The organism is Asanoa hainanensis, from assembly GCF_900188485.1.
Classification (GTDB): domain Bacteria; phylum Actinomycetota; class Actinomycetes; order Mycobacteriales; family Micromonosporaceae; genus Asanoa; species Asanoa hainanensis.
The window spans coordinates 103,788-130,107 of sequence record NZ_FZPH01000004.1; the positions used below are offsets into that span (position 1 = coordinate 103,788).

Annotated in this window: 25 protein-coding genes; 10 read left to right on the forward strand and 15 right to left on the reverse strand. The window is 71.7% G+C overall.

Annotated features, from left to right (window positions below):
- Positions 1-79 precede the first annotated feature (79 nt).
- The gene (locus tag CHC05_RS11535) at positions 80-1,606 is read left to right on the forward strand and encodes a M20/M25/M40 family metallo-hydrolase (protein WP_089247761.1); all 1,527 of its coding nucleotides are present in this window, start codon (positions 80-82) and stop codon (positions 1,604-1,606) included.
- On the opposite strand, the gene CHC05_RS11540 is transcribed toward CHC05_RS11535, so the two are convergent.
- Positions 1,593-2,483, reverse strand: coding sequence for a TolB-like translocation protein (locus CHC05_RS11540; RefSeq protein WP_089247763.1), 891 nt, complete (start codon positions 2,481-2,483; stop codon positions 1,593-1,595). The two genes, CHC05_RS11535 and CHC05_RS11540, sit on opposite strands and share 14 nt — an antisense overlap.
- A 90-nt stretch (positions 2,484-2,573) precedes the next feature.
- On the opposite strand from CHC05_RS11540, the gene CHC05_RS11545 reads away from it, so the two are divergent.
- On the forward strand, positions 2,574-2,774 hold the full coding sequence (locus CHC05_RS11545; protein WP_089247765.1) for a hypothetical protein: 201 nt from the start codon (positions 2,574-2,576) through the stop codon (positions 2,772-2,774).
- Between the two features lie 4 nt (positions 2,775-2,778).
- On the opposite strand, the gene CHC05_RS11550 is transcribed toward CHC05_RS11545, so the two are convergent.
- The 4 genes from CHC05_RS11550 to CHC05_RS11565 all read right to left on the reverse strand — a co-directional run bounded on the left by CHC05_RS11550 (position 2,779) and on the right by CHC05_RS11565 (position 7,334).
- Positions 2,779-4,164, reverse strand: a complete 1,386-nt coding sequence (locus CHC05_RS11550) for a GH1 family beta-glucosidase (protein WP_089247767.1) — start codon at positions 4,162-4,164, stop codon at positions 2,779-2,781.
- Entirely contained in the window at positions 4,161-4,991 is an 831-nt protein-coding gene (locus tag CHC05_RS11555) for a carbohydrate ABC transporter permease (protein ID WP_425426742.1), read from the reverse strand. Before CHC05_RS11555 ends, CHC05_RS11550 begins: the two co-directional genes overlap by 4 nt.
- Positions 4,992-5,053: 62 nt before the next feature.
- Entirely contained in the window at positions 5,054-5,986 is a 933-nt protein-coding gene (locus tag CHC05_RS11560) for a carbohydrate ABC transporter permease (protein ID WP_144022554.1), read from the reverse strand.
- Positions 5,987-6,065: 79 nt separating this feature from the next.
- Positions 6,066-7,334, reverse strand: coding sequence for an ABC transporter substrate-binding protein (locus CHC05_RS11565; RefSeq protein WP_089247771.1), 1,269 nt, complete (start codon positions 7,332-7,334; stop codon positions 6,066-6,068).
- Positions 7,335-7,767: 433 nt separating this feature from the next.
- Here CHC05_RS11565 and CHC05_RS11570 point away from each other — a divergent pair, with 433 nt between their 5' ends.
- From CHC05_RS11570 to CHC05_RS11580, 3 genes are all read left to right on the forward strand, one after another.
- Positions 7,768-9,903 (forward strand): discoidin domain-containing protein, encoded by a 2,136-nt coding sequence (locus CHC05_RS11570; RefSeq protein WP_179266138.1) that lies wholly within the window; start codon positions 7,768-7,770, stop codon positions 9,901-9,903.
- Positions 9,904-9,918: 15 nt separating this feature from the next.
- Entirely contained in the window at positions 9,919-11,184 is a 1,266-nt protein-coding gene (locus CHC05_RS43265) for a DUF1996 domain-containing protein (protein ID WP_089247775.1), read from the forward strand.
- A gap of 95 nt (positions 11,185-11,279) precedes the next feature.
- On the forward strand, positions 11,280-12,332 hold the full coding sequence (locus tag CHC05_RS11580) for a LacI family DNA-binding transcriptional regulator (protein WP_245870781.1): 1,053 nt from the start codon (positions 11,280-11,282) through the stop codon (positions 12,330-12,332).
- Here the strand turns inward: CHC05_RS11580 and CHC05_RS11585 are convergent.
- From CHC05_RS11585 to CHC05_RS41415, 7 genes are read right to left on the reverse strand one after another with little or no spacing between them, the layout of a single operon-like run.
- Positions 12,329-13,513: a sensor histidine kinase gene (locus CHC05_RS11585; protein ID WP_089247777.1), complete on the reverse strand. Its 1,185-nt coding sequence runs from the start codon at positions 13,511-13,513 to the stop codon at positions 12,329-12,331. The genes CHC05_RS11580 and CHC05_RS11585 overlap by 4 nt on opposite strands.
- Positions 13,501-14,190: a response regulator transcription factor gene (locus CHC05_RS11590; protein WP_089247779.1), complete on the reverse strand. Its 690-nt coding sequence runs from the start codon at positions 14,188-14,190 to the stop codon at positions 13,501-13,503. Before CHC05_RS11590 ends, CHC05_RS11585 begins: the two co-directional genes overlap by 13 nt.
- Positions 14,191-14,199: 9 nt before the next feature.
- Complete coding sequence (locus CHC05_RS11595; protein WP_089247781.1) at positions 14,200-15,057, reverse strand: S1C family serine protease; 858 nt, start codon at positions 15,055-15,057, stop codon at positions 14,200-14,202.
- 9 nt (positions 15,058-15,066) lie between these two features.
- Complete coding sequence (locus CHC05_RS11600) at positions 15,067-16,017, reverse strand: VWA domain-containing protein (RefSeq protein ID WP_089247783.1); 951 nt, start codon at positions 16,015-16,017, stop codon at positions 15,067-15,069.
- Entirely contained in the window at positions 16,014-16,928 is a 915-nt protein-coding gene (locus CHC05_RS11605; protein WP_089247785.1) for a DUF58 domain-containing protein, read from the reverse strand. The genes CHC05_RS11600 and CHC05_RS11605 overlap by 4 nt, the downstream gene beginning before the upstream one ends.
- Positions 16,925-17,947 (reverse strand): AAA family ATPase, encoded by a 1,023-nt coding sequence (locus tag CHC05_RS11610; protein ID WP_089248577.1) that lies wholly within the window; start codon positions 17,945-17,947, stop codon positions 16,925-16,927. Before CHC05_RS11610 ends, CHC05_RS11605 begins: the two co-directional genes overlap by 4 nt.
- Complete coding sequence (locus CHC05_RS41415) at positions 17,914-18,081, reverse strand: hypothetical protein (protein WP_179266135.1); 168 nt, start codon at positions 18,079-18,081, stop codon at positions 17,914-17,916. The genes CHC05_RS11610 and CHC05_RS41415 overlap by 34 nt, the downstream gene beginning before the upstream one ends.
- Before the next feature lie 153 nt (positions 18,082-18,234).
- On the opposite strand from CHC05_RS41415, the gene CHC05_RS11615 reads away from it, so the two are divergent.
- Positions 18,235-19,185, forward strand: coding sequence for an ATP-binding cassette domain-containing protein (locus CHC05_RS11615; RefSeq protein WP_089247787.1), 951 nt, complete (start codon positions 18,235-18,237; stop codon positions 19,183-19,185).
- Positions 19,182-20,012, forward strand: coding sequence for an ABC transporter permease (locus tag CHC05_RS11620; RefSeq protein WP_089247789.1), 831 nt, complete (start codon positions 19,182-19,184; stop codon positions 20,010-20,012). The genes CHC05_RS11615 and CHC05_RS11620 overlap by 4 nt, the downstream gene beginning before the upstream one ends.
- Here CHC05_RS11620 and CHC05_RS11625 read toward each other — a convergent pair.
- Together CHC05_RS11625 and eda are read right to left on the reverse strand one after the other, a co-directional pair.
- Positions 19,987-23,241 carry an AfsR/SARP family transcriptional regulator gene (locus CHC05_RS11625; protein WP_179266139.1) on the reverse strand — a complete coding sequence of 1,085 codons (3,255 nt, stop codon included), beginning with the start codon at positions 23,239-23,241 and terminating at the stop codon, positions 19,987-19,989. The genes CHC05_RS11620 and CHC05_RS11625 overlap by 26 nt on opposite strands.
- A gap of 31 nt (positions 23,242-23,272) precedes the next feature.
- The gene (eda, locus tag CHC05_RS11630) at positions 23,273-23,902 is read right to left on the reverse strand and encodes a bifunctional 4-hydroxy-2-oxoglutarate aldolase/2-dehydro-3-deoxy-phosphogluconate aldolase (protein ID WP_089247793.1); all 630 of its coding nucleotides are present in this window, start codon (positions 23,900-23,902) and stop codon (positions 23,273-23,275) included.
- Positions 23,903-23,953: 51 nt separating this feature from the next.
- Between eda and CHC05_RS11635 the strand changes: the two genes are divergently transcribed.
- Positions 23,954-24,871 carry a sugar kinase gene (locus CHC05_RS11635; protein WP_089247795.1) on the forward strand — a complete coding sequence of 306 codons (918 nt, stop codon included), beginning with the start codon at positions 23,954-23,956 and terminating at the stop codon, positions 24,869-24,871.
- Positions 24,872-25,037: 166 nt separating this feature from the next.
- Here CHC05_RS11635 and CHC05_RS11645 read toward each other — a convergent pair whose 3' ends face one another.
- Positions 25,038-25,298 (reverse strand): hypothetical protein, encoded by a 261-nt coding sequence (locus CHC05_RS11645; RefSeq protein ID WP_089247797.1) that lies wholly within the window; start codon positions 25,296-25,298, stop codon positions 25,038-25,040.
- A gap of 307 nt (positions 25,299-25,605) precedes the next feature.
- Here CHC05_RS11645 and CHC05_RS41420 point away from each other — a divergent pair, with 307 nt between their 5' ends.
- Positions 25,606-25,782 carry a hypothetical protein gene (locus CHC05_RS41420; protein ID WP_179266140.1) on the forward strand — a complete coding sequence of 59 codons (177 nt, stop codon included), beginning with the start codon at positions 25,606-25,608 and terminating at the stop codon, positions 25,780-25,782.
- 71 nt (positions 25,783-25,853) lie between these two features.
- Positions 25,854-26,315, forward strand: coding sequence for a DUF7144 family membrane protein (locus tag CHC05_RS11650; protein ID WP_179266141.1), 462 nt, complete (start codon positions 25,854-25,856; stop codon positions 26,313-26,315).
- The last annotated feature ends 5 nt before the right edge of the window (positions 26,316-26,320 follow it).

Here is a 26,320-nt window from a genome sequence, read left to right on the forward strand (position 1 = left end):
CCCTTCGATGTCTTGTCCGTGACCGCACGCGTCGCGACCATACGGCCGGCACATGCCCGTTCACCCACAAGGGAGCGACATGCGGATTCCCCGAATCATCCCCATTCTGCTGACCGCCGTGGTCACGGCCGCGCTGACCGCGACCACCGGCGCGGGTCCGGCCGTGGCCGCCGTGCCGGGGCCCAACATCCCGCTGGCCAACGTCAAGGCCCACCTGACCCAGCTGCAGAGCATCGCGACCGCCAACGGCGGCAACCGGGCACACGGCCAGCCGGGCTACCTGGCCTCGGTCAACTACGTGCGCGGCCGGCTCGACGCCGCCGGCTACACGACCGCCGTCCAGTCGTTCAGCTACGGCGGCGCGACCGGCTACAACCTGATCGCCGACTGGCCGGGCGGCGACACCACCAACACCGTGATCGTCGGTGCGCACCTCGACAGCGTGGCCGCCGGGCCCGGCATCAACGACAACGGCTCCGGCTCGGCGGCGATCCTCGAGGTCGCGCTCGAGGTGGCCCGGCAGGGCATCACGCCGACCCGGCACCTGCGGTTCGCCTGGTGGGGCGCCGAGGAGCGCGGGCTGATCGGCTCGGACTTCTACGTCGACAGCCTGAGCGCGGCGGCGCGGGCCAACATCGAGGCCTACTACAACTTCGACATGGTCGGCTCGCCGAACCCCGGCTACTTCCTCTACGACGGCGACAACTCCGACGGCACCGGCGCCGGTCCCGGCCCGGCCGGCTCCGCCCTGCTCGAAGCGGTCCTCGCCGAGTACTTCACCAGCATCGGCGTGCCGACGGAGGGCACCGACTTCGACGGCCGTAGCGACTACGGCCCGTTCATCGCGGCGGGCATCCCGGCCGGCGGCACGTTCACCGGCGCCGAGGGCCGCAAGACGGCGGCACAGGCGACGAAGTGGGGCGGCTCGTCCGGCGTCGCGTACGACGTCTGCTACCACCGGTCCTGCGACACCACCACCAACATCAACGACACCGCCCTGGACCGCAACGCCGACGCGATCGCGTACGCGGTCTGGAACGTCGCGGTCAGCCCGCCCGCACCGCCGGCCACCGTCTACAGCGACACGTTCGAGACGGCGACCGGCTGGACCGCCAACCCGGCCGGCACCGACACCGCGACCCTGGGCCAGTGGGTGCGCGGCGACCCGGCGGCCACCACGTCGAGCGGCGCCAAGCAGCTGGGCACCACCGTGAGCGGCACCAACGACCTGGTCACCGGCGCGGCGGCCGGCACCTCGGCGGGCGACTTCGACGTCGACGGCGGCACCACGACGATCCAGTCCCCCGCGATCACGCTGCCGGCCACCGGCCCGCTGAACCTGTCGTTCTCGTGGTATCTCGCCCACGGCAGCAACTCCAGCAGCGCCGACTCGTTCTCGGCGGCCGTCGTGCACAGCGGCGGCACGACCACGCTGTTCACCCAGGCCGGCGCGGCCAGCAACCGCAACGGCGCCTGGGCCACCCGCACGGCGAGCCTGACCGCGTACGCCGGTCAGTCGGTCCGAATCCTGTTCCGCGCGGTCGACGCCAGCACGGCCAGCCTGGTCGAGGCCGGGGTGGACGACGTCCGCATCACCCGCGGCTAGGTCCGGGAAGAGAGACGACCCTGATGGCGCGCAGGTCGCTGTAGGCGACCCGCGTGCCGTCGGGCGCGAAGCTCGGATCCGAGAAGCTCGCGGTCGACGACAGCAGCTCGTGGCTCTCGCCGTTCTTCAGGCTGACCAGGATCAGCCGCGAGCGCCCGAACTTCGTGGCCGTCACGGCGGCGGTGGACTCGTCCGGCGACAGGTCGACATCCGGGAGCCCTTCGAACGTCGGACCGATCCCCTTGTACGGGACGCCCTGGAACCCGGCCAGGTGCACCGACCAGCGGCGCTTGTCGCCGGCCGGCGGGGCGTCCCGGGTGGCCGCGAACACCAGGCCGCCCCAGCGGGTCAGGGCCGGCGAACGGGCGGACGCGCCGGCCGCGCAGGTGAGCTCGGGAAGGGTCGGGCTGAGGTCGCCGCGCGGGAGCGCGATGGTGGACAGCGACCAGCACCCGTCGTTCACGCCGGCGCCGTAGCCACCGCGCAGATCGGTCGACAGCGTCACCTGGGGCGCCCAGGACGCCAGGTCGGCCAGCCGCTCGAACGAGGCGGACGCGGGGTCGAAGGCCACCAGCCGCCCGGTCTGCCCGCAGCGCAGCGCGAGACCGAGCCGCCCGTCCGGCACCCGGAACAGGTAGTCCAGCGGGCCGCACGGGTCCGGCACGGCGGCACCCACCGCCCGCTGCTCGCCGGACTCCGGGTCGCGCGTCCACAGCTCGGCCGGCGCCGGCCCGGCGGCCCGCAGGAAGTAGATGGCGTCGGCGGACAGCCACACCGGGGACCGCGACACGACCTCGGCCCGCGTCGTGGCGCACCCGCCCAGCGTGAGCAGCAGACACGCCGCGAGGAGGCGCGCCGCAGGCTTCCCTCGTTTCACTCCTGCCCCAGTGTTGTCGGAACGAGGCACGACCCTACAACGCCGGGGCCGCCGGGCATACCGGGGCGGCAGCCGGGTATGTGGGCGCCCATGACCGATGAACAGCACGACCCCGACACCCCGGTGTTCCGCGAACCGGGCTGGCTGCCGCGCACCGGCTCCGACCAGCCATGGGACCCGGAGGACCTGGCCGAGGCGGAGGGCAAGGATCCGACGCCGGAGAACGTCGCGCGGGCCAAGGAAGAGCTCGACAAGGACGGCCCGGCCGCGATCGACCGGACCGTCCCGTAGCCCGTTACACCGCGTTGCGGCGGATCACGTCGCGGAACCAGAGCGCGCTGTCCTTCGGCACGCGGTGCTGCGTGGCGTAGTCGACGTAGACCAGGCCGAACCGCTTGTCGTACCCGTACGCCCACTCGAAGTTGTCGAGCAGCGACCAGGCGAAGTAGCCGCGCATGTCGGCACCCCGCCGGATCGCGTCGTGCACCGCGCGCACGTGGCCGTCCAGGTACTCGATCCGGGCCACGTCGGCGACCCGCCCGTCGACCAGCGTGTCGACGTACGACGCGCCGTTCTCGGTGACGATCAGCGGCGTGCCCGGGTAGTCGACCGAGAGCCGGACCAGCAGGTCACCCAACCCGGTCGGGTCGACCGGCCAGTCCATCGCCGTCACCGGTAGCGCTTGTGGGGGGTAGCCGATGCCCTCGCTGCCCGGGTAGCACGGGTTGGGCGGGGCGCCGACCTGGGCGGCCACCAGTGACGGCTGGTAGTAGTTGACGCCCAGCAGGTCGATCGGCGCCGCGATGGTGGCCAGGTCGCCGTCGTGGATGACGCCGTCGGCGCCGAACCGGTCGAACAGGTCCCGCATGTCCTGCGGATAGCCGCCCTTGAGCACCGGATCCAGGAAGATCCGGTTCTGCAGGCCGTCGACCAGCGTCGCGGCCGCCCGGTCGTGCGCGTCGGCAGGGTCGTGCGGCGTCACCCGCGTCAGGTTGAGCGTGAGCGACACCTCCCGCGCTCCCCCCGCCCGCAGCGCGGACACACCCAGCCCGTGCGCCAGCAGCAGGTGGTGTGCCGCCTCGAAGGCCGCCCGCGGGTCCCGCCGGCCGGGTGCGTGCGCCCCGCTGGCGTACCCCAGGAAGGCCGAGCACCACGGCTCGTTCAGCGTGGTCCAGGTCGGCACCCGGTCGCCGAGCCGGGCCACCGTGGCGGCGGCCAGGTCGGCGAACGCGTACGCGGTCTCCCGGTTGGTCCAGCCGCCCCGGTCCTCCAGCGCCTGCGGCAGGTCCCAGTGGTAGAGCGTGGCCATCGGCTCGATGCCGGCGGCCAGCAGCGCGTCCACCAGCCGGTCGTAGAAGTCCAGGCCACTGGGGTTGACCGGGCCGCTGCCGTCCGGCTTGATCCGCGGCCAGGCGACGGAGAACCGGTACGTGCCCAGGCCCAGGTCGGCCATCAGCGCGACGTCCTGCGCGAACCGGTGGTAGTGGTCGCAGGCCACGTCGCCCGTGTGTCCGCCGTCGACCTTGCCGGGCGTACGCGCGAACGTGTCCCAGATGGACGGTGACCGGCCGTCGGCCTGCGCGGCGCCCTCGATCTGGTACGACGCGGTGGCCGCCCCCCACCGGAACCCCTCCGGGAACCGCAGCGGACGGGCGTCGGTGGCTTCCTCGACGATGGTCATCCCTTGACGGCTCCTTGCATGATTCCTCCGATGATCTGTTTGCCGAGCACCACGAAGACGACGAGCAGCGGCAGGATCGCGATGAGCGCGCCGGTCAGCGCCAACGAGTAGTCGGTGATCCGGCCGGCCGACAGCGTCGAGAGCACGACCTGGACGGTCGGGTCCTCCGGTGTCAGCACGACCAACGGCCAGAAGAAGTCGTTCCACGCCGTCAGGAAGGTCAGCATGCCGAGCACCGCGGCCGCCGGTCGCGCGGCGGGCAGCACCACGTGCCAGAACAGCCTGATGGTCGAGCAGCCGTCGACCCGGCCGGCCTCCAGCAGCTCGGTGGGCACGGCCTCGCTGAGATATTGCGTCATGAAGAAGACGCCGAACCCGTTGACCATGGCCGGGACGATGACCGCGTAGATCGTGCCGGTCCACTGGATCTTCGCCATCAGCATGTAGAGCGGGATGATGCCGAGCGTGGTCGGCACCATCATCGTCCCGATGATGCTGAGCAGCAGGATGTTGCGGCCGCGGAACCGGAGCTTGGCGAAGGCGAACCCGGCCAGCGTGGAGAAGAGCACCACGCTGAGCGTGATGGCACCGGCCACCAGGAACGAGTTGATCAGAGCCTTCTCGAACGGGACCATCGTGAACGCCCGCTTGAGGTTGAACCAGAGGTTGCCGCCCAACAGGACCGGCGGCGGAATCTTGCCCAGGGCACTGTTGTCCTGGGACGCGACGACCACCGACCAGTAGAGCGGGAAGAACGAGAAGAACGCGATCGCCGTCAGCATCAGGTACGTCAGCTTGCCCGGCCGGCGGCGCGACAGGCGGCGGATCCGGCGGCGGGCCGTCTGCGGCGGGCTGACATGCCGGGGCGGCGGGGCGAGGGTAGTGGCCATCAGCTCCTCCGAAGCCGGCTGGTAATGCCGAAGTTGATCGCGGCGACGACCACGATGATCAAGAACATCACCCACGAGCTCGCCGACGCGTAGCCGAAGTCGAAGCGGCCGAACGCGACCTCGTAGAGGTACAGCGCCAGGGTCTGGAACTGCCGGTCCGAACCACCGGTCAGGCCGTTGCCGCCGAACAACAACGGCTCGGCGAGCACCTGCATACCGCCGATCGTGGAGATGATGACGGTGAAGATGATGGTCGGCCGGATGGCCGGCACGGTGATCTTCCGGAGCTGCTGGAAGCTGCTCGCGCCGTCCAACGAGGCCGAGTCGTACAACTCCTTCGGCACCGCCTGCATCGCGGCGAGGTAGATCAGCGCGTTGTAGCCGGTCCACCGCCAAATGATCATCGTGGACACCGCGACGTGCGAGCTCCACGTGTTCGCGGTCCAGTCAATCTTGTCGACACCGAAGAGGCCGAGCACCCAGTTGAAGAGCCCGTAGTCACGGCCGAAGAGCTGGCTGAAGATGATCGCCACGGCGGCGACGCTCGTAATGTTGGGAATCAGCGCGCTCATCCGCCAGAACGTCTGCCCCCGCAGCCGCTGGTTGAGGATGTGCGCCAGGACCAGCGCCAGCAGAAGCTGTGGCACGGTTGATATCACCCAGATCGACACCGTGTTCCAGAGCGCGTTCCAGAACGCCGGGTCGTCGAAGAGCTTCGTGTAGTTGCCAAAGCCGATCCAGGTGTGTTCCTCGGACAGCAGGCTCCACTCGTGGAGCGAGACCCAGGCCGTGAAGATCAGCGGAAAGACGCCGAACCCCAGGAACAGGATGAAGAACGGCGCGATGTACAGGTAGGGCGAGCCCTTGACGTCGAGGCGGTGCAGCAGGCCGCGGCGCGGCCCCACCCGCTCCTCCGTCGCCAACTGGGTCATCCCCGTCACCTCCGGTTGTCGGTGCGCGCCGTGGTCCCGGGCGCGAGGAGCGCACCGGGACCAGGCGAGCGGGGATCTGCTAGAGCAGCGCCTTGACGTCGGTCAGGACCTGCGCCCAGGACTGGTCGGGCGTCTGCTTGCCCTGCTCGATCCGGGTGAGGCCGTTGATGATCTGGGTGTTGATGTCACCGGCCTTCGGGCCCAGGTACTGCGGCTTCATCGTCGTCACCGACTTGGAGAAGATCTGGCCAACCGGTGCGTTGTTGAAGTACGGGTTCACGAAGTCCTTGATCGCCGGGTCGTCGTAGAGGGTGACGGTCGACGGGAAGTTGCCGTACTTCTGGAAGACCTTGACCTCCTGCTCCGGAGCGGTCAGCCACTTGGCGAGCTCGTACGCCGCCTTGGTGTGCTTGCCCTGCTTCGGAACCGTCAGCCAGGAGCCGCCCCAGTTGCCGCCGCCACCGGGCACGTCGGCGATGTCCCACTTGCCCGAGGCGTCCTTGGCCTGGGTCTGGATGTAGGCCATCATCCACGACGGGCAGGCCAGCGTGGCGAACGTGCCCTTCGCGAAACCGGCGTTCCAGGCCGGCGTCCACGCCTCGGCGCGCGCCGACAGACCCGAGGTCACGGCCTGCGCGGAGAGGTCGAACGCCTTCTTCACGTCCGGGTTGCTGTCGACCACGACGTTGTCGCCGTCGTAGAGGCCGACCGGGGCCTGGCCGAGGATCGACCGGTACATGACGGTCGGGCCGTCGAAGAAGTGGGCGCCGGGCACCTTGGCCGCCTCGAACTTCTTGCCGGTCTCGATGTACTGCTCCCACGTCGGCCAGAGCTTCGAGACCTCGGCGCGGTCGGTCGGCAGGCCGGCCTTCTGGAACAGGTCCGTCCGGTAGCACATGGCCATGCCGCCGGCGTCGGTGCCGAGGCCGATCACCTTGCCGTCCTTCGAGGACCCGACGTTCCACTTCCACTCGGGCCACTGCGCCTTGATGTCGTTGGCGCCGTACTCGGTGAGGTCGACGAACTTCGACGGCTGCGCGGTGAACTGGCCGATCCAGCCCTCTTCGAGCGCCTCGATGTCGGCGGCACCGGTGTTGGTCGCGAGGTGCGCGGCGAGGTTCTTGTGGTGGTCCTCGGTCTTGGTGATCCGCTCGGTGATCTTCACGTTGGGGTGGAGCTTCATGTACTCCTCGTACAGCTCCTTGTATCCGAACTCGCCGAACGTCGCGACCGTAAGGGATACCGGACCGTCGTCGGCAGCTTGGTTGTCGCCGTCGTCGCTCCCACATGCCGCCGTCGCGAGCATTGCCGCGATGGCGATCGGGACGACCGCGGTGAACCTGCGCATGGACTCCTCCAGGCGATCGGTTGAATGGGCAGGGTTTGGAGAGCGCTCTCCACGGCAGGTGCGACGATCGGCGGTCACTTTGTCGGATCTGAGTCTGGGACGTGGTGTGGTGCGGGGGGGTGCGTGACGCCGAATGAGAGAGAGCGCTCTCACCTGGTTCCCGACCATCGAGGACCGTGAGCGCCATGTCAAGGAGCTGTTGCGGTTTCGTTACATGCTGCGAGAGCGGGCTGGGAGAGCGCTTCCTCAAGGGTGGAACATGCCGGGCACGGCGTCAAGCGATAGAGATCCGCCAATCGAGCCTGTTTAGCACCGCGTTTGGCGCCCCAAGACATCGACGCACGTCAGCCATTGACACGGATTGGGTGACCCGTCAGAGTGGCGCGGAAGAGAGCGCTCTCTTTACGTCCCGTCCCACGTAAAGGAGATCCATATGAGTCGGGTTCTGCCCGGCCGACGATGGCGCCTGGCCACGGTCGTAGGCGCCGTGATCGCCCTGCTCGCCGGCTTGCTGGTGGTCACCACGGTGACCGCCGCGGCCGCCGATCCGCTGATCTCACAGGGTCGCACCGCGACCGCGTCCTCCACCGAGAACGCCGGCACGCCGGCCTCCGCCGCCGTCGACGGCAACGCCGGCACCCGCTGGTCGAGCACGTTCAGCGTGCCGCAGTGGCTGCAGGTCGACCTCGGCGAGTCGGCCACGATCAGCCGGGTCGTGCTCACCTGGGAGGCCGCGTACGCGACCGCCTTCACGGTCCAGACCTCGGCCAGCGGCACGACCTGGACCACCGTCCACACCACCACCAACGGCACGGGCGGCGTGCAGGACCTCACGGTCAGCGGCAGCGGTCGCTACGTGCGGGTCAACGCCACCGCCAAGGCGACCGGCTACGGCGTCTCGCTCTGGGAGTTCCAGGTGTACGGCAGCACCGGCAGCTGTGGCACCGCCAACGCCGCGTTGGGCCGTCCCGCCACCGCGTCGTCGGTCCAGAGCACGGTGTTCCCGGCGAGCTCCGCGGTCGACGGCAACGCCGGCACCCGCTGGTCCAGCGCCGCCGCCGACCCGCAGTGGCTGCAGGTCGACCTCGGCTCGGCCCAGTCGATCTGCGGCGTGACGCTGCAGTGGGAGGCCGCCTTCGGGCGCTCCTTCCAGGTGCAGGTGTCGACTGACGCCGCGACCTGGACGTCGGTCTACTCGACCACCACGGGCGCGGGTGGCACGCAGCTGCTCACGGTCAGCGGCACGGGCCGCTACGTGCGGGTCTACGGCACCGCGCGGGGCACCGCGTACGGCTATTCGCTCTGGGAGTTCCAGGTCCGTACCGGTAGCGGCGGCCCGACCAACCCGCCCACCGATCCGCCCACCAACCCGCCGGGCGGCGACGTGCGGCTGCTGTCCTACAACAAACCCGCGGTCGCCAGCACCAGCCAGAACGACGGCGCCTGCTGGGAGTGCACGCCGGCGCGGGCGTTCGACAACGACCCGGCCAGCCGCTGGGCCACCGCCGCGAACACCGGCTGGGTCGACCCCGGTTGGATCTACGTCGACCTCGGCGCCACGGCCGGCATCACGCAGGTGGTGCTGCAGTGGGATCCGGCGTTCGCGCGGGCGTACCAGATCCAGGTGTCGCCGAACGCGACCACCTGGACGAGCATCTACTCCACCACCACCGGCGCCGGCTTCAAGGAGACGCTCAACGTCACCGGGACCGGCCGCTACGTCCGGATGTACGGCACCGCCCGGTCCAGCACCTACGGCTACTCGCTCTGGGAGTTCAAGGTGTACGGCACCGGCGGCAACCCGACCACGCCGCCGGCGATGCCCGCGGACCCGGTCTTCCCCGCCAACCGTCTGGTGTGGAGTGACGAGTTCAACGGCGCCGCAGGCTCCAAGCCCGACCCTGCCAAGTGGACGATCGACCCGGGCACCGGGCAGAACAACGAGATCCAGTACTACACGAACAACAACAACGCCAACATGGACGGCGCCGGCTCGCTGGTCATCGAGGCCCGCCGGGAGACCGCCGGCGGTCGCGACTACACCTCGCACCGGATGAACACCGGCAACAAGTTCCACGTCCAGTACGGCCGGATCGAGGCGCGCGTCAAGGTGCCCAAGGGCAACGGCCTGTGGCCCGCGTTCTGGATGATGGGCGCCGACTTCCTGACCGGCCGCCCGTGGCCCTACAACGGCGAGATCGACATCATGGAGGTCCTCGGCCGCAACACGCTGGAGGGCTACTCGACCCTGCACGCGCCGGCCTACAACGGCGGAGCCGGCTACGGGTTGAAGTACACCGCCCCCGGCGGCGCCGACCTGGCCAACGACTTCCACGTCTGGGCCGTCGAGTGGGACAGCAAGGGCATGACCTTCAAGCTCGACGGCACCACGGTCTTCGTGGCCAGCAAGGCCACCGTCGAGGCGACCCGCGGTCCCTGGGTCTACGACCACCCGTTCTACGTGATCCTCAACCTCGCGGTCGGCGGCGACTTCCCCGGCCCGGTGGACGGCACCACCCCGTTCCCCTCCCGGATGCTCGTCGACTACGTCCGGGTCTACCAGAACTAGTCCCTAGGAGTCCTCATGCGACGAACAGGAAGCTTCGCCGCCGTGCTGGTTCTGCTGCTCGGTGGCTACCTGGTGGCTGCGGCCGGTGACGCCGTCGCGGCCGATCCGCTCATCTCACAGGGGCGCGCGGCGAGCGCGTCGTCGACCGAGAACGGTGGCACCCCCGCCAGCAACGCGGTCGACGGCAACAACGGCACCCGGTGGGCGAGCGCGTTCAGCGACCCGCAGTGGCTGCAGGTCGACCTCGGCGCCAGCGCCACCATCAGCCGGGTGGTGCTCCGGTGGGAGGCCGCCTACGCCACGGCGTACACCATCCAGACGTCCGCCAACGGCAGTTCGTGGACGACCGTCTACAGCACGACCACCGCGACCGGCGGCAACCAGGACCTGACCGTCTCCGGCAGCGGCCGCTACGTGCGGGTCAACACCACCCGGCGGGCCACCCAGTGGGGCGTCTCGCTCTGGGAGTTCCAGGTGTACGGCGTCGGCGGGTCCACCCAGCCGCCGCCGCCCACCGGGCCGATCGTGCGGGTCTCCGAGTTCCTCGCGGACTGCCCGTTCTCACACCGGCTCCCCGACGACCCGATCATCTACCCGGGTCTGCCCGGCGCCTCGCACATGCACAGCTTCTTCGGGGCGCGCAACGTCAACGCGTACACCAACCTCGCCTCGCTGCAGTCGGGCACCAGCAACTGCAACCCGAGCATCGACCTGTCGTCGTACTGGGTGCCCACCCTCTACTACGACAACCAGCCGGTCGAGCCGGTCACCGGGATCTTCTACTACCTCGGTGAGGGCGTGCGCGCCGACGTGACCGCCCGGATCCAGCCGCTGCCGCTCGGCCTGCGGATCGTCGCCGGCAACGCACAGGCGACGGCGCCGGACGCGACCACGATCTCGCGGTGGTCGTGCCTGCACCACAACGAGGCCGGGGCCGGGAAGGACTTCATCAACTGCCCGGCGGGCAGCATGCTGGAGTCCTATCTGGACTTCCCGCAGTGCTGGAACGGCGTCGACCTGGACTCGCCGAACCACAAGAGCCACATGGCGTACCCGGTCAACAACGACTGCCCCAGCACCCACCCGGTGCCGGTGCCGAAGCTGCGCCAGGTGCTGAGGTATCCGGTCAACGGTGACCCCAGCCGGATCCGGCTCGCGTCCGGCCGCGGGTTCACGATGCACGGCGACTTCTTCAACGCCTGGCCCGTGGCGGAGATGGAGCGCCGGGTACGGGACTGCATCCGGCCCATCATCAAGTGCGGCGTCAACGGAACCCCGTGACTCGAACTCATCGACCCCGCCGGTCCAGCACCCCTGGGCCGGCGGGGTCCAATAACGGAAGTTCCGGAAAGCCTTCCGGTGCTATAACTGGTCCCGTGACCACCCGTCCCGTCGATCCACCGCGCCCGCCGACCCTGGACGAGGTGGCCGTCGCGGCCGGGGTGTCCCGGGCCACGGTGTCCCGGGTGATCAACGACGTGCCGACCGTCGACCCGCGGTTGCGGGCGGTCGTCGAGCGGGCGATCCAGGAGACCGGCTACGTGCCCAACCTCGCGGCCCGGTCGCTGGTCACCCGCCGCACGGACTCGGTCGCGCTGGTGATCAGCGAGCCACCGAACCACCGGGAGTACGCGGCGACCTTCCTGAACCGGGTCTTCACGGACCCGTACTTCGGCCGGATCACCGCCGGCGCCCAGGAGGTCCTCCGCGCCGACGGCATCCATCTGGTGATCATCCCGGCCGACCCGCCGGCCCACGACCAGGTGCTGCGCTATCTCCGCCAGGGGCACGTCGACGGCGTCCTGCTGATCTCCAGCCACGCCGCCGACCCGTTCCCGGCACAGCTCGCCGAGATGGGCGTGGTCACCGTGCTCTCCGCCCGGCCGGGCCGGCCGGTGCCGCTCAGCTACGTCGACGTCGACCAGCCGGCCGGGGTCGAGCTCGCCGCCGACCACCTGGTGCGCCGCGGCCGGCGGCGGCTGGCGACGATCGCCGGACCACAGGACATGCCGGCGGGTCAGGGTCGGCTCTCCGCGTTCCGGGACGCGCTGGCCCGCCACGGCCTGCCGGCGCCGCCGGTGGTCGAGGGTGACTTCACCCGGGCCAGCGGCGAGGCGGCCGCGCGGGCGCTGATCGCCGACCATCCGGAGATCGACGGCCTCTTCGTGGCCAACGACCTGATGGCCGAGGGCGCTGTGCGGGCTCTCCAGGAGGCCGGCCGGGACGTGCCCCGGGACGTCTCGGTGGTCGGGTTCGACGACAGCAGCGCCGCGCTCGAGGCCCATCCCCAGCTGACCACGGTCCGCCAGCCGGTCGAGGAGATGGCCGGCGAGATGGCCCGGCTGCTGCTGGCCGGCCTCCGCGAGCCCCAACGGTCACCCCGCACAGTGATCTTCAACCCGACGCTGGTGGTGCGGGACAGCTCCTAGATCGGAGAGTCGGCGGGCGGGTGGCCGTCGGCGTTCGGCAAAGGGAGCCAGAGCACGAACGTGCTGCCCCGGCCGGGTGTCGAGTGCAGGGCCACCTGGCCGCCGTGCGACTCGACGATCTGGCGCACGATCGCGAGCCCGAGCCCCGTGCGCCGGTCCCGGCCGGCCGGGGTGTCGGGCGCGCGCCAGAAGCGGTCGAAGACCCGGCCCTGGTCGCCGGCTGCGATGCCGGGACCGTGGTCGGCGACGGCGATCCAGCGCCAGCCCGGCGCCGATCCCGCCGCGACGGTGACCGTGCCGCCCTCCGGTGACAGGCGCACCGCGTTGGACAGCAGGTTGCCGACGGCACGCCGCAGCGCGTCGTGGTCGCCGACGTAGGTCAGGCCCGGCCGGATGTCGTAGGCCAGGAACACCTGGCTGGCGGCGGCGACCGCGGTGTACTCCTCCCCCGCCTCGCGGGCGACGGCGCCGAGGTCGACGTCCGTGTCGGCGAGCCCGTCGGCGTCCCTTCGTGCGGTGGCCAGCAAATCCTCGACTAGCCGGGACATCCGGGTGGCGGCCCGGTCGATGACGGCGACCGCGCGGGTTCGTTCGGCCTCGGTCGCCTCGGGCGCGTCGATCAGCGAGGCGTCCAGGTTGGCCCGGATCACGGCAAGGGGGTTGCGCAGCTCGTGCGAGGCGTCGTCGATCAGCTCGCGCTGGCCGCGGAAGGCGTCGTCGAGCCGGTCGAGCATGTCGTCGATGGTGTCGGCGAGGTCGCGCAGCTCGTCCCGCGCGCCGCCGAGCCGGATCCGCCGGGACAGGTCGGTCGCCTGGATCTCGCGGGTCGTGCGGACGATCGCACCGACGGGTCGCAGGGCCCGGCCGGACAGCACCCACCCGATGCCCAGGCTCGCGACGAACAGGCCGCCGAGCGCGAACAGCGAGTAGGTGCGCAGCGTCTGGAGCGTGCCGAAGTTGACCGCCGACTCGATCTGGTCGACCTCGGCCACCTCGATCGTGCCGACGTTCCGCCCGCCCTTGAACACCCCGGCCTGGTACTGCTTGGTGACCGGCTTCGGGTCGGTGGCCCGTTCGACGGCCACGTAGGTGACGCCGAGCGCCGTGCCGGCGAGCGCGAAGAGCAACGTCGAGTAGAGGACCGTCAGGCGGAACCTGATCGACTGGGTCAGCCGTCGCACGCCGCCTCCCGGAGCCGGTAGCCCCGCCCGACCACCGTCTCGATCGCCTCGCCGCCGAGCTTGCGGCGCAGGGTGCCGACCGTGACCCGCACGGTCTGCGTGAACGGGTCGGCGTTCTCGTCCCAGACGTGCTCGAGCAGCTCCTCGGCCGGCACGACCCGCCCCGGCCGGGTCATCAGGTATTCCAGGACGCCGAACTCCTTGTTGGTCAGGGCGAGCGGCGTGCCACCCCGGGCGGCCTCGAACCGGGCGGCGTCGAGCGTGAACGGGCCGACGGTGAGCACCGCGGGCTGACCACCGGTGTCGCGCCGGAGCAGCGCCCGCACCCGGGCCAGCAGCTCGGCCAGGGCGAACGGCTTGACCAGGTAGTCGTCGGCACCCTCGTCGAGGCCGCGCACCCGGTCGCGCAGGGCGCCCCGCGCGGTCAGCATCAACACCCGCAGGTCACCGCAGCCCGCCACCGGCACCTCGCCGCGGCGGATCGCCCGGCACATCGCGAAGCCGTCGCCGTCGGGCAGGTTGAGGTCCAGCAGCATCAGGTCGTACGCCGTGTACGACAGCCGGTCGAGCGCCTGACCGGCGTCGGTCGCGACGTCGACCGCGTAGCCGGCCCGGGTCAGGCCGAGCCGCACCGCCGTCGCGAGGTCCTCCTCGTCTTCCACCACAAGCAACCGCATCACTCGACGTTATCCACCGCTGCTGATGATTCGCTGTGCCGCGGCCCGGGCCTGCTCGACCGGGATCGCGAAGCCGATGCCGATGTTGCCGCCACCCTCCAGTGTGGCGATCGCGGTGTTCACCCCGACCACCTCGCCGCGCGCGTTGACCAGTGGGCCGCCCGAGTTGCCGGGGTTGATCGAGGCGTCGGTCTGGATCGCGGTCCGCCGCACGCCCTCACCGAGCCGGACCTGCCGGTCGAGGGCGCTGACGATGCCAGCGGTGACCGTGCCGGACAGGCCGAGCGGCGAGCCGACCGCCAGGACCGGCTCGCCGACCCGAGGTTGTGCGGCCGCGAACGCCAGCGGGCGCAACCCGTCCGCCGCCGCGACCCGCAGCACGGCGATGTCGTTGCCCGGGTCGCGGCCGACCACCTCGGCGGTGCGCCGGCGGCCGTCGGCGCCGACCACCGAAACGGTCGAGGCGCCGGCGACCACGTGGTTGTTGGTGATTATGTGTCCACTCTGGTCGGTCACGAAGCCGGAGCCGCCGGCCGCGCCGGCCCGCACCGAGACGACACCCGGCAGGGCGGCTGCAGCCGCCCCGACCAGGTCACTCGGAATCGCGCCGGCGGGCGCGGGCGTGGCAGTTGCCGGGGCCGGCGGCGCTGCGGTGCCATCGTTGCCGGTGCTGGCCCAGCCGCCGGCCAGCGCGCCGGTGACCGCCGAGACGCCGACCGTGGCCAGGCCGGCGAGCAGCCAGCGTGGGCGTCCCCGGCCGGACCCTCCCGCCGGACCGGCAGGGGCGGGAGGGTCCGTGGGGACCCCGGGCTCGATGTGGGGGGACACGAACCCGGGGCCGCGTGGGGTGGTGCCGAGGCCGCTCATTGCTACTCCTTAAGGAAGACGGGCGAACCAGACCATCGAGGCGATCGCCGCGAGGGCCGCGAGGACCAGCGCGATGCCGATGAACCGGGCCGACACGTCCTGGGTCTGCGTGGTGTAGCCGACCGTCGTGTTGATGTCGTCGTAGACGGCGCGCAGCTCGTCGGCGCTGCCCGCCTCGTGGTAGCTCCCGGCCGCCTGCTCGGCGACCGCGCGCAGCGTCTCGCCGTCGACCGGCACCGACTGGTCGCGGCCCTGCAGGTCGATGACGCCGTCGCTCGTACCGAACGCGATCGTGTCGACCGGCACGCCGGCCTCGCGCGCCGTGGCCGCCGCCTCGCCGGGATCGCGGCCCGCGGTGTTCGAGCCGTCCGACAGCACCACGATCCGGGCCGGCGGCGGGTTCTCGGGGTCGACACCCGCGGCCGCGTCCAACGCCGCGTAGATCGCCTCGCCGATCGCGGTGCCCTGCCGGCCGGTGTCGCCCTCGGCCAGCCGCTCGATGCCGGCCGCGAGCGTTTCCCGGTCCGTGACCGGGGCCACCGCCACCGTCGCGCTGCCCGCGAAGCCGACCAGCCCGACGCTGAACGTGTCCGGTAGTCCGGCCACGAACCCGCTGGCCGCCTCCTTGGCCGCGGCGAGCCGGTCGGGCGCCACGTCCGTCGCCGTCATCGACAGCGAGACGTCGACGGCGACCATGACGACCGCGCGGTCGCGGGGCACCCGCACGTCGTCCGTCGGCCGGGCGAAGCCGACCGTCAGCAGCGCGAGCATCGCCAGGAAGAGTCCGGCCGGCACGTGTCGGCGCCAGGCCGGTCGGTCCGGGGCGACCTTGTCGAGCAGCCGCAGGTTGGTGAACCGGACGGCGTACCGGCTGCGCCGGCGGCGGAGCAGGACGTAGGCGGCCAGCAGGGCGGCGACGCCGACCAGCAGCAGGAGCCGCCACGGGCTCTGGAACGTCATGCGGCACCTCCCCGCCGCGCCAGCCGGCGCTGGAGGAGCACGTGCCGGACGATGTCGACCACCCAGTCGCGGTCCGTCCGAAGTGGAAGGTGGGTCGCGCCGGCCTGCCGGATCGCCTTGTGCACGGCGGCCCGCTCGGCCGCCGCCGCTTCGGCGTAGTCCGCGCGGAGCCGCCGGCTCGCGGTGGACACCTCGCGGCGCCGTCCGGTCTCGGTGTCGACCAGGGTGATCAGGCCGACGTCCGGGAGCTCCAGCTCGCGCGGGTCGGCGACCTCGACCGCGAGCACCTGGTGCCGCGCGGCGAGGCGGCGCAGGGCGGTCGCCCAGTCGGAGTCGTCGAGGAAGTCGGAGACCACCACGACGAGACCGCGTCGACTTGCCGTGCGGGCCAGTCCTTGGATCGCATCCGCGAGCGGGGTCGGCGGGCCGGTCGGCACGCGTGGGGCGTCGAGCAGGGCACGCAGCACCGCCCGCAGGTGGTTTCGCCCCGTCCGGGCCGGGAACGCCCGCCGGGTTCCGCCGGCCAGCCGGGCGCCGAGCCGGTTCCCGGCTCCCGCGGTGAGATAGCCGACGGCGGCCACCGCCGCGACGGCCAGCTCGCGCTTCTCGATCTCGGCGGTGCCGAAGTCCATGCTGGCCGAGCCGTCGACCAGCACCCAGGTCGTCAGCTCGCGGTCGGCGTCGACCTGGCGCACGTGCGGCACGTTGGTGCGCGCCGTGACCGCCCAGTCCATCCGGCGCACCTCGTCCTCGCCCGGGCGGTACTCCCGCGAGCCCGCGAACTCCGACCCCGGGCCCGGCAACAGGCCCAGGTACTGGCCCTGCAGCAGGCCGTCGAGGCGGCGGGTGACCAGGAGCTCCAGCCGCCGCAGCCGCCGTTCGGGCACGAGGTGGCTGACGGTCGCCGTCATGCCGCCGCCGCCCGTTCGGCCTCGTACGGTGCGATCCGCGGTGGTGGGACCGCCACCAGCAGACGCTCCACGATGGACTCGCCGGAGACCTCGTCGGCGATCGCGTCGAACGAGAGCACCAGTCGGTGCGCCAGCACGTCGACGGCCAGGTCCGTGACGTCGGCCGGGAGGACGTAGTCGCGGCCCCGCAACAGGGCCAGCGCCCGGGCGGCGGCGACCAGGCCGAGCGTGGCGCGCGGGCTGGCGCCGTACGCCAGGCTCGGTGCTGCGTCGGGTGCGCCGAACCGAGCCGGGTCGCGGGTCGCCACGACCAGGCGGACGACGTACTCCGCCAACGCGTGGTGGACGAAGACGTCGCGGGCCGCCGCGCGCAGCTCGCGTACGCGATTGGGGTCGAGCACGCGTTTTGGCTCTGGCCCGTCCGTGCTCATCCGGTAGAGGATGCCCAGCTCCTCCTGGTCGGTCGGGTAGCCGACGACCACGCGCATGAGGAACCGGTCCCGCTGGGCCTCGGGCAGGTGGTAGACGCCTTCCGACTCGATGGGGTTCTGGGTGGCGAGCACGAGGAACGGGTCAGGCACCGGCCACGAGCGGCCGCCGATCGAGACCTGGCGGTCGGCCATCGCCTCCAGGAGCGCGGACTGGACCTTGGCCGGGGCCCGGTTGATCTCGTCCGCCAGTAGGAGGTTGGCCATCACCGGCCCCAGCTCCACGTCGAAGGACTCGGTCGACGAGCGGTAGATCCGCGTACCCACGATGTCCGAGGGCACCAGGTCCGGGGTGAACTGGATCCTCGAGAACCTCCCGCCGACCGTCTCGGCCAGGGTCTGCGCGGCCAGGGTCTTGGCGACGCCGGGCACGCCCTCCAGCAGGCAGTGGCCGTCGGCCAGCAACGCCACCACCAGCCGCTCCACCAGCCGGTCCTGCCCCACGATCACCCGCTTGACCGCGAACAGCACCTCTTCGAGCTCCGTGTGCGCCTCGGTCACAGGTCGGCCTCCGGCGTGCTCTCCGGGCAGTCCTTGTCCTGGACCTGCTCGTAGCTGATCCGCACGTCGGCAGCGTCGTCCGCCGCCCAGGCCGCGGTGCCGGCCAGCGCCGCTCCGGCTGCCGCGGCGGCTACGGCGACACCCAGCATGATCCGCTTCTTCATCGCAACTCCTCCGGTTGTCGGTGCGTCCATGTGACCAGCCGCGACCGAAAGCCGACCGAACGTCGCTGGCACGGCCGTGCCAGCCCGGTGTGCGTGCGCTGACAGCGGTGCCCGGCACCTTGGTCTCGTGAAAGACGACCAAGGGGGAACACGATGAGCCTCGCTTTCCAGGCGGAGGGCCTGGTCAAGCGCTTCGGTAAGACCACGGCCCTGGCCGGCATCGACCTGGCCGCCGAGCAGGGCAGCGTGCTGGGGGTGCTCGGGCCGAACGGCGCCGGCAAGACCACGGCGGTGCGGATCCTGGCCACACTGCTGCGGCCCGACTCGGGGCGGGCCACGGTGGGTGGGCACGACGTGGTCAAGGACGCCGGGGCGGTGCGGCGGCTGATCGGGCTGACCGGGCAGTACGCGTCGGTCGACGAGGACCTGACCGGCACGCAGAACCTGGTGCTGATCGGCGAGCTGCTCGACCTGCGGCGCCGCGACGCCAAGGTGCGGGCCGCCGAGCTGCTGGACTGGTTCGACCTCACCGAGGCGGCCAACCGCCCGGCGAAGACGTACTCGGGGGGCATGCGCCGCCGGCTCGACCTGGCCGCCAGCCTGGTCGGCCGGCCGGCCGTGATCTACCTGGACGAGCCGACCACCGGTCTCGACCCGGCCAAGCGCGAGGACATGTGGGGTGTCGTCCGCTCGCTGGTCGGCGACGGCTCGACGGTGCTGCTCACCACGCAGTACCTGGACGAGGCCGACGCGCTGGCCGACGAGATCTCGGTGATCGACCACGGCAAGGTCATCGCGCACGGTACGCCGGCGCAGCTCAAGCAGATCGCCGGCGGCCAGACGATCCTGGTGCGCCCGACCGACCCGGCCCGGCTGGCGGAGGTCAGCGGCATCCTGGCCGCCGTCGCCCAGCGCGAGCCGGAGTCGCCGGGGCGCGGTGTGCTGACCGTGCCGATCGACGACGACCGGGCGTTCCCGACCGTCGTACGCCGGATCGAGGAAGCCGGGATCGGCGTCATGGAGCTGTCGCTCCGGCTGCCGAGCCTGGACGAGGTGTTCTTCACGCTGACCGGCAAGCCGGCGACCGCGGAGGTGGCGGCATGACAACGACTATCGAGCGCTCTCCGGCTCCGGTCACCAGCGCGGGCCCGTCGGGTCCGCCGCCCGCCCGGACGTTCCGGGTCGCGCGGCACAGCCTGGCGCTGGCTCGGCGCAGCCTGATCAAGACGCTGCGCACGCCCGAGCAGCTGCTGGACGTGACGCTCCAGCCGGTGATGTTCGTGGTGATCTTCGTGTACCTGCTGGGCGGCGCGATCTCCGGTTCGCAGACCGTCTACCTGGAGTACCTGCTCCCCGCGATCATGGTGCAGTCGGTGATGTTCGCGTCGGTGGCGACGGGCTTCTCGCTCAACACCGACGTGAAGAAGGGCGTCTTCGACCGGTTCCGCAGCCTGCCGATCGCCCGGTCCGCGCCGCTGATCGGCTCGGTGCTCGGCGACCTGGCCCGGTTCGTGGTCTCGATCGCGGTGCTGCTCGGCTTCGGCTACGCGATCGGCTTCCGGATCGGCACGAACCCGCTCACCGCCCTGGCCGGCTGCCTGCTGGTCATCTTCTTCGCGTCGGCGATCACCTGGATCTTCGTGCTCCTCGGCGTGATCATGCGCGAGCCGGGCGCGGTCCAGGGCACGGCGTTCCTGGTGCTCTTCCCGCTCACCTTCGGCACCAACATGATGGTGCCGACCGACACCCTCCCGGGCTGGCTGCAGGCCTGGGTGAAGATCAACCCGGTCTCGGACGTGATGGACGCGGCCCGGGCCCTGATCACCGGCGGCCCGGTCGGCGACACGGTCACCAAATCCATCCTCTGGTCGATCGGCATCATCGTGGTCTTCGCCCCACTAGCGGTCAGGTTCTACCGCCGCCGGGTGTGACGCCATCATCAGGTTCGGACCCGGCGACAGACCCCAGGTCGGCGCCGGGTTCGCGCCCGCCGGCCGGTCCGAGATCGGCGTCGTGGGCCGGGTCGACGAACGCGAGTGCGTCGGCCCGGCTCAACGCGCGGCCGCGGGCGTACGCGGCGTCGAAGGCCTCGTCGCCCAGCCGCTCGCGCAGCGTCGCGGTCAGCAGTTGGGCGTCGCAGTTGGACAGGTCGGGGCTGCCGCGCAGCGAGTCGGACGCTCCCATCGTCTCGGCCGCGAGCTCCGACTCGCCCAGCGCCGTCCGCAACGACACCGTGGCCACCGCGATCAGGGCGATCACCGGCATGTCCTTGCCGAGCATCGCGCGCTCGATGCCCTCGCTGGCCAGGGCCCGCGCGTCGGCGAGGCGGCCCTCCGCGATCGCGATGTGCGCCTCGAAGCCGCACAGCATGCCGCGGAACTGCGGTGCCACCAGCGGCGCCAGGGTCTGCAGCTCCTCGGCCTGCCGGTAGCGCTCGCGGGCGCTGTCGAGCTTGCCCTCCTGGCGGTCGTATTCGCCGAGCATCATCACCACGAACGCGGCCGTGCGGTTGGCGAAGCCCTCGCGCGACGACTCGACCAGGAACCGCTCCAGGTCGGCCCGGGCCCACTCGATGTCGCCGGCCTGGGCCCGCAGGTTGGCCAGCCAGACCCGCTGGTAGCCGACGTCTTCCCGGGCGTTGAGCTCGACCGCCAGCCGGGACGCCTCCTCCAGCGCCGCCGTCGCACCGGCCAGGTCGCCCCGCTTGGACAGCGCGTCGGCGAGCGAGCCGAGCGTCATGCCCAGGCTCCACCGCTCGCCCAGAGACCGCTGGATCTCGGCCGCGGCGGTCAGGTCGGCGAGCATGCCGTCGGCGTCGCCGTCGTTCTCCTTGATGCTGCCGCTCAACGAGAGCAGCAGGCCGCGGGTGAACGGGTCGGCGCCCTCCAGACCGCGGTTGACCGCCGCCAGCCCCCGCTCGGTGTCGTCGGTGAACATGGTCATCATCGGTTCGATGACCGGCAGGAACGGATGGGACCGGGGCGGCGCCGCCGCGACCAGCGCCCGCAGGTCGTCGAGGGCCACGTCGCCGGGCCAGGTGCCGGTGAAGATCTGGTTGAGCAGGTGGATGGCGGAGACCACCGCCCGATGCCCGAGCGGCGCCGGACCCTTGGCCGCCAGCGCCCGGCCCAGCAGGGCCACCGCCTGCTCGTGGTCACCGCGGATCGTGAACGGCATGGTCACCGCCGCCGCCAGCCGGATCGCCGTGGACGCGTCGTCGGTCTCCGCCGCGTAGTGCAACGCACCGATCATGTTGGCCCGGTCGGCGTCGAACGCGTCGAGCCAGCGGAGCTGGTCGCTGGTGCGCAGCCGGGGCTCCATCAGCTCGGCCAGGGCCAGGAAGTAGGCCGCGTGCGCCGCCCGCAGCCGGGTCGCCTCGCCGGCGGCCACGAGCCGCTCCAGCCCGTATTCCCGGATCGTCTCCAGCATCCGGAAGCGCCCCTCGCCGACCAGTTGCAGCAGGGACTTGTCGACGAGCGCGGCCAGCAGGTCTTCGACGGCCTCGAGCGGCGCGTCGGGCGCGGCCACCCCGGCGGCGCTCTCGGCGGTGATCGTCGACGGGAACACGGACAGCCGCTCGGACAGCCGGCGCTCGTCGTCGGTGAGCAGCTCCCAGCTCCACGCGACGACCGCGCGCAGCGTGCGGTGCCGTTCGAGCGCGGTGCGGCTGCCGCCGGTGAGCAGCCGGAACCGGTCGTCGAGCCGGGCCGCGACCTGCGCCGTCGACATGGTGCGCAGGCGGGCCGCGGCCAGCTCGATCGCCAGCGGGAGGCCGTCGAGCCGCCGGCAGATCTCCACGACGTCGGCGGCGTTGTCGGCAGTGATCTCGAACCCCGGCCGGACGGCCGCGGCACGATCACGGAAGAGCTGGATCGACGGGTACGCCGAGACGTCGTCTTCGCCGAGGGCCGGCAGACCCAGCGGCGGCAGCGGGCACAGCGCCTCACCGGTGATGCCGAGCGGCTCGCGGGACGTCGCCAGGATGCGTAGTCGCGGGCAGCGCGCCAGCAGCTCGTCGGCGAGCCGGGCGGCGGCGTCGATCACGTGCTCGCAGTTGTCGAGCACGATCAGCGCGTCGATCGGCGCGAGCGCCTCGACCAGCCGGGTGATCGCGTCGCGGTTGGCCTGGCGGCGCCCGGGCTCGGTGAACCCGGTGGCCCGGCCGTCGATGGCGACCAGCGCGGCCTGCGGCACGTCGGCGGGGTCGGTGACGGGTGCCAGCTCGACCAGCCAGGTCTCGTCGACGCTGTGCGCCGCCAGCGCGGCCGCGGTCACCGTGCCGAGCCGGGTCTTGCCCGCGCCGCCCGGGCCGACGAGGGTGACCAGCCGCCCCTCGGCCAGCAGCCCCTCGACCCGGTGCAGCTCGGCGTCGCGACCCACGAAACTGGTCAGCGCGGCCCGCAGGTTGCCCCGCGCGGTGCGCCGGGGCTGGCCCTCGCCGCGGAGCACGGCCAGGTGCGCCTCGCGCAGCTCGGCGGACGGGTCGGCGCCCAGCTCGTCGGCCAGCCGGCGGCGGAACTCGTCGTAGGCGGCCAGCGCCTCGGCGGGCCGCCCCGCCGCGGCCAGGGCCCGCAGTCGCAGCGCCCAGACCCGCTCGCGCAACGGGTGGGCGGTCGCCAGCTCGTCGAGCTCGGCGACCATATGGGCCGGCCCGGCCAGCCGCAGCTCGGCGTCGATGCGGTCCTCGACGGCGGCCAGCCGCAGCTCGTCGAGCCGGGCCACGGGCGCCGCGGCGAACCCGGCGTCGGCGACGTCGGCGAGCGCCGGACCCCGCCAGAGCGCGAGGGCGTCGCGCAGCAGCCCGACCGCCTTGTCGGGGTCGCCGCCGGTCAGCGCGTCGCGCCCGTCGCGGGCCAGGGTGGTGAAGCGCTCGGCGTCGACGGCGTCGGCGGGCACGTCGAGCCGGTAGCCGCCCGGGCCCAGCAACACCGGAATCCCCGGCACCGTGCGCCGCAGTCGTGACACGAGGGACTGCAGGGCGTTGGCGAAATCGGCCGGCTGCGCGTCGCCCCAGAGCGCGTCGGCCAGCGCCTCGGTGCCGACCGGCCGGCCCGGGTCGAGGGCGAGCCGGGTCAACAGCGCGCGTAGTCGCGCGCCGCCCACCTCGACCGGTTGCCCGTCGACGGTGACCGCCAACGGCCCGAGAATCGCGATCTGCACGCTTCTACTGTCCACCATGCGTGCGACAGGTTTACCGGCGCAAGCCGGCCGACTCCCGCGCGAGGCGCTCGATCCGGTCCCAGTCGTGCGCGCGTACGGCGTCAGCAGGGGTCAGCCAGGACCCACCGACGCAGCCGACGTTGGGCAGCGCCAGCCAGTCCGCCGCGGTGCTCGGGGTGATCCCGCCCGTCGGGCAGAAGGCCAGATCTGGCAGCGGCCCGTGCACCGACGACAGGTAGCCGCGCCCGCCGCTCGCCTCGGCCGGGAAGAACTTGAGCGTGTCGAGCCCGCGCTCGCGCAACACCAGCATCTCGCTCACCGTGCCGGCACCCGGCAGGAAGGGCAGGCCGGAAGCCTCGGCCGCGTCGACCAGGTCGGCGGTGACGCCCGGGCTCACCAGGAACGTGGCACCCGCGTCCCGCGCGGCCTCGACCTGCCCGGGCGTGACCACGGTGCCGGCGCCAACCCGCATCTCCGGCACGGCCTTGGCGACCGCGGCCACGGCGGCCAGGGCGTCCGGCGTACGCAGGGTGATCTCGATGATCCCGACCCCGCCCCGCAGCAACGCCTCGGCCAGGGGCACCGCGTCGGCCGCGTCCTCGACCACCACGACCGGGATCACCGGGCTGATCGCGAGCAGCTCCCGGGCGTACGACGTCATCGACTCGCTCCTTGAGGCATCGAAGGTGACCCTCGCATATTGTCACTCGCCATGGACATCCTCGCGATCGGTGAACCGCTCCTGGAGTTCAGCACCGTCGGCCACGCGGCCCTCGACAGCGCGGGCGAGTTCGCCACAGGCTTCGGCGGCGACACTTCCAACTTCCTCGTGGCCGCCGCCCGCTCGGGCGCCCGCACGGGCTATCTGACCAGAATCGGCACCGACCCGTTCGGCGACGCCTTCCTGCGCCTCTGGCAGACGGAGGACATCGACACGACCCACGTGGTACGGGCCGACGGCGAGCGCACGGGCGTCTACTTCATCTCCCGCGACCCGGCCCGCAGCGTGTTCACCTACTACCGCGCGGACTCGGCCGCGAGCCGCCTGTCCCCGGCCGACGTACCCGAGGCGGCGGTGGCGTCCGCGAGCGCCCTGCACGTATCCGGGATAACCCAGGCGATCAGCGTCTCGGCCTGCGACGCGGCCTTCCACGCGATGACGGTCGCCCGCGCGGCGGGCACGCTAATTAGCTACGACCCGAACTACCGCCCGCAACTGTGGCCCTTGGAACGCGCCCGCGCGGTGGTCGCCCGCAGCATCGAACTGTGCGACGTGGCCTTCCCCAACATCGAAGAAGGCCGCCTCCTGACGGGCGCGACAGACCCAAGATCGATCATCGACTGGTACGCGACGCGGGGCCCCCGAACGGTAGTTCTCAAGATGGGCGCGGACGGAGCCCTCCTCCGGCACGAGGACACGCTCACGGAGATCAAGCCACACCCGGTAACTCCGGTGGACAGCACAGGAGCCGGCGACGCCTTCGACGGCGCCTTCATGGCGGCCCTGGTAGCCGGAGCCACACCCCCGGAAGCGGCCCACTACGCGGCGGTAGCGGGAGCCCTAACCACCCAGGGCCACGGCGCGGTAGGCCCGATCCCAACCAGAGCCACCATCCTCGCCGCCGGCTGACCGCCGTACCCGCCTCCTATTTGGTTCAGGGCAGCAGGGTGAGTGATCACGAGTGTCGGAACGATCAACGGACCCGGATGGGTCTCCAGCAGGTCGGCACATGCCTCGTGGTGCTTGTCGTCGGCATCCACGTAGGCGTAGAGCGGACCGGCGTCGACCACGATCGTTATGGCGTCACCTCGCGCCGGAAGATCTCCTCGATGCGCTCGGAGATGTCGCTTCGGCCGCTGCGACCGGCGCCGCGGGCACCGAGGGCTCGCCGACCTGTTCTCGACGCACCACGTTCGAGGATCTCGGCCAACGCGGCGGGAACGATCGCCGCGAGCCGTCGGCCATGGTCGGTCAGGTATACGACCTCACCGGACGCGGCGGCTTCGCGCGCCACCGCTGCCAGCTCGTCGTCTTCCGGAAGAGGCATCTCGGTCACCTCTCCATGGTAGTAGGGCTGCGGGTCAGGGGCCGTTGCCAATTCCCGACGCCGGGTGACACGCCCGGGTCGTGACGCGCCGGTGGGAGCCGGGTTTGGGCGTTCGGAAAGCGGTCCGGGCGGTGGGTCGGGTCTGGGACGGTGGGGGTGGGGTTGGGAGGTCGTCATGCGGATTCCCACGCATCGGTTGCCGCCGCCTACGCCGTGGGACGGCGGGGCGGCCGCCCCTGTTCGGCCGTCCGGTGGGCGGTTGGCGCATCGGACCGATGTCGCCGCGGAGGTTCGGTGGCCCGCGGGGTTCGGGGTCGTGGGTGCGGTGGCGCGGTTGGCCACCGAGCAGGAGCTGCTGCGGCATCTCGCGCTCACCGTGACGCTCGACGGCACCGAGGTGGTGTTGGTGGCGCGGATCAAGGATCCGGCGGACACCGCCGGGCGGGATCGGTTGGCCGCGCTCCTCGCACAGCTCCAGGACCACCCAAAATAGGAACTTACCTCGCGATTCGGAAACCTCTGCCACGATGAGGGAGCCATACGTCCGAGCATCGGAGGGACGCGATGACGCGGGATACGTCGAGCAGGCAGTTGTGGGCGGCGAGCGGTGCGATCTTCGCCGCGGTGGTTCTGCTGATGATGGGTCTCTGGCAGCTCGTGATGGGAATCGTCGCGGTGGTCAGGGGTTCGTTCTTCGTGGTGACGCAGAACTACCTCTACTCGTTCAGCACCACCGGCTGGGGCATCCTGCACATCGTGCTGGGCGCGCTGGCCGCGCTCGCGGGTCTGGCGCTGTTCACCGGCGCCACCTGGGCCCGGGCGCTCGGCATCTTCTTCGCGGTGCTGTCCGCGACGGCCAACTTCTTCTTCATTCCCTACTACCCGTTCTGGGCCCTGCTGGAGATCGCGATGGCGGTCTTCGTGATCTGGGCGCTAGCGGTCTGGAAGCCGCGTGAGGTCGGCATGCACTCGATGCGTGACGACACCGGCGACCTGCCCCGCACCGGCACCGCGCCGATGCGGTGAGTTGA

Excerpts from the sequence above, each read along its gene's own strand:
- CHC05_RS11565 (WP_089247771.1), bottom strand. The coding sequence starts at position 7,334 with ATGCGCAGGTTCACCGCGGTCGTCCCGATCGCCATCGCGGCAATGCTC.
- CHC05_RS11595 (WP_089247781.1), bottom strand. The coding sequence starts at position 15,057 with ATGAGCGGCCTCGGCACCACCCCACGCGGCCCCGGGTTCGTGTCCCCC.
- CHC05_RS43265 (WP_089247775.1), top strand. The coding sequence starts at position 9,919 with ATGCGACGAACAGGAAGCTTCGCCGCCGTGCTGGTTCTGCTGCTCGGT.
- CHC05_RS11550 (WP_089247767.1), bottom strand. The coding sequence starts at position 4,164 with ATGACCATCGTCGAGGAAGCCACCGACGCCCGTCCGCTGCGGTTCCCG.
- CHC05_RS11560 (WP_144022554.1), bottom strand. The coding sequence starts at position 5,986 with ATGACCCAGTTGGCGACGGAGGAGCGGGTGGGGCCGCGCCGCGGCCTG.
- CHC05_RS11570 (WP_179266138.1), top strand. The coding sequence starts at position 7,768 with ATGAGTCGGGTTCTGCCCGGCCGACGATGGCGCCTGGCCACGGTCGTA.
- CHC05_RS11615 (WP_089247787.1), top strand. The coding sequence starts at position 18,235 with ATGAGCCTCGCTTTCCAGGCGGAGGGCCTGGTCAAGCGCTTCGGTAAG.
- eda (WP_089247793.1), bottom strand. The coding sequence starts at position 23,902 with ATGACGTCGTACGCCCGGGAGCTGCTCGCGATCAGCCCGGTGATCCCG.
- CHC05_RS11635 (WP_089247795.1), top strand. The coding sequence starts at position 23,954 with ATGGACATCCTCGCGATCGGTGAACCGCTCCTGGAGTTCAGCACCGTC.
- CHC05_RS11545 (WP_089247765.1), top strand. The coding sequence starts at position 2,574 with ATGACCGATGAACAGCACGACCCCGACACCCCGGTGTTCCGCGAACCG.
- CHC05_RS11535 (WP_089247761.1), top strand. The coding sequence starts at position 80 with ATGCGGATTCCCCGAATCATCCCCATTCTGCTGACCGCCGTGGTCACG.
- CHC05_RS11650 (WP_179266141.1), top strand. The coding sequence starts at position 25,854 with ATGACGCGGGATACGTCGAGCAGGCAGTTGTGGGCGGCGAGCGGTGCG.
- CHC05_RS11600 (WP_089247783.1), bottom strand. The coding sequence starts at position 16,017 with ATGACGTTCCAGAGCCCGTGGCGGCTCCTGCTGCTGGTCGGCGTCGCC.
- CHC05_RS41415 (WP_179266135.1), bottom strand. The coding sequence starts at position 18,081 with ATGAAGAAGCGGATCATGCTGGGTGTCGCCGTAGCCGCCGCGGCAGCC.
- CHC05_RS11605 (WP_089247785.1), bottom strand. The coding sequence starts at position 16,928 with ATGACGGCGACCGTCAGCCACCTCGTGCCCGAACGGCGGCTGCGGCGG.
- CHC05_RS11590 (WP_089247779.1), bottom strand. The coding sequence starts at position 14,190 with ATGCGGTTGCTTGTGGTGGAAGACGAGGAGGACCTCGCGACGGCGGTG.
- CHC05_RS11620 (WP_089247789.1), top strand. The coding sequence starts at position 19,182 with ATGACAACGACTATCGAGCGCTCTCCGGCTCCGGTCACCAGCGCGGGC.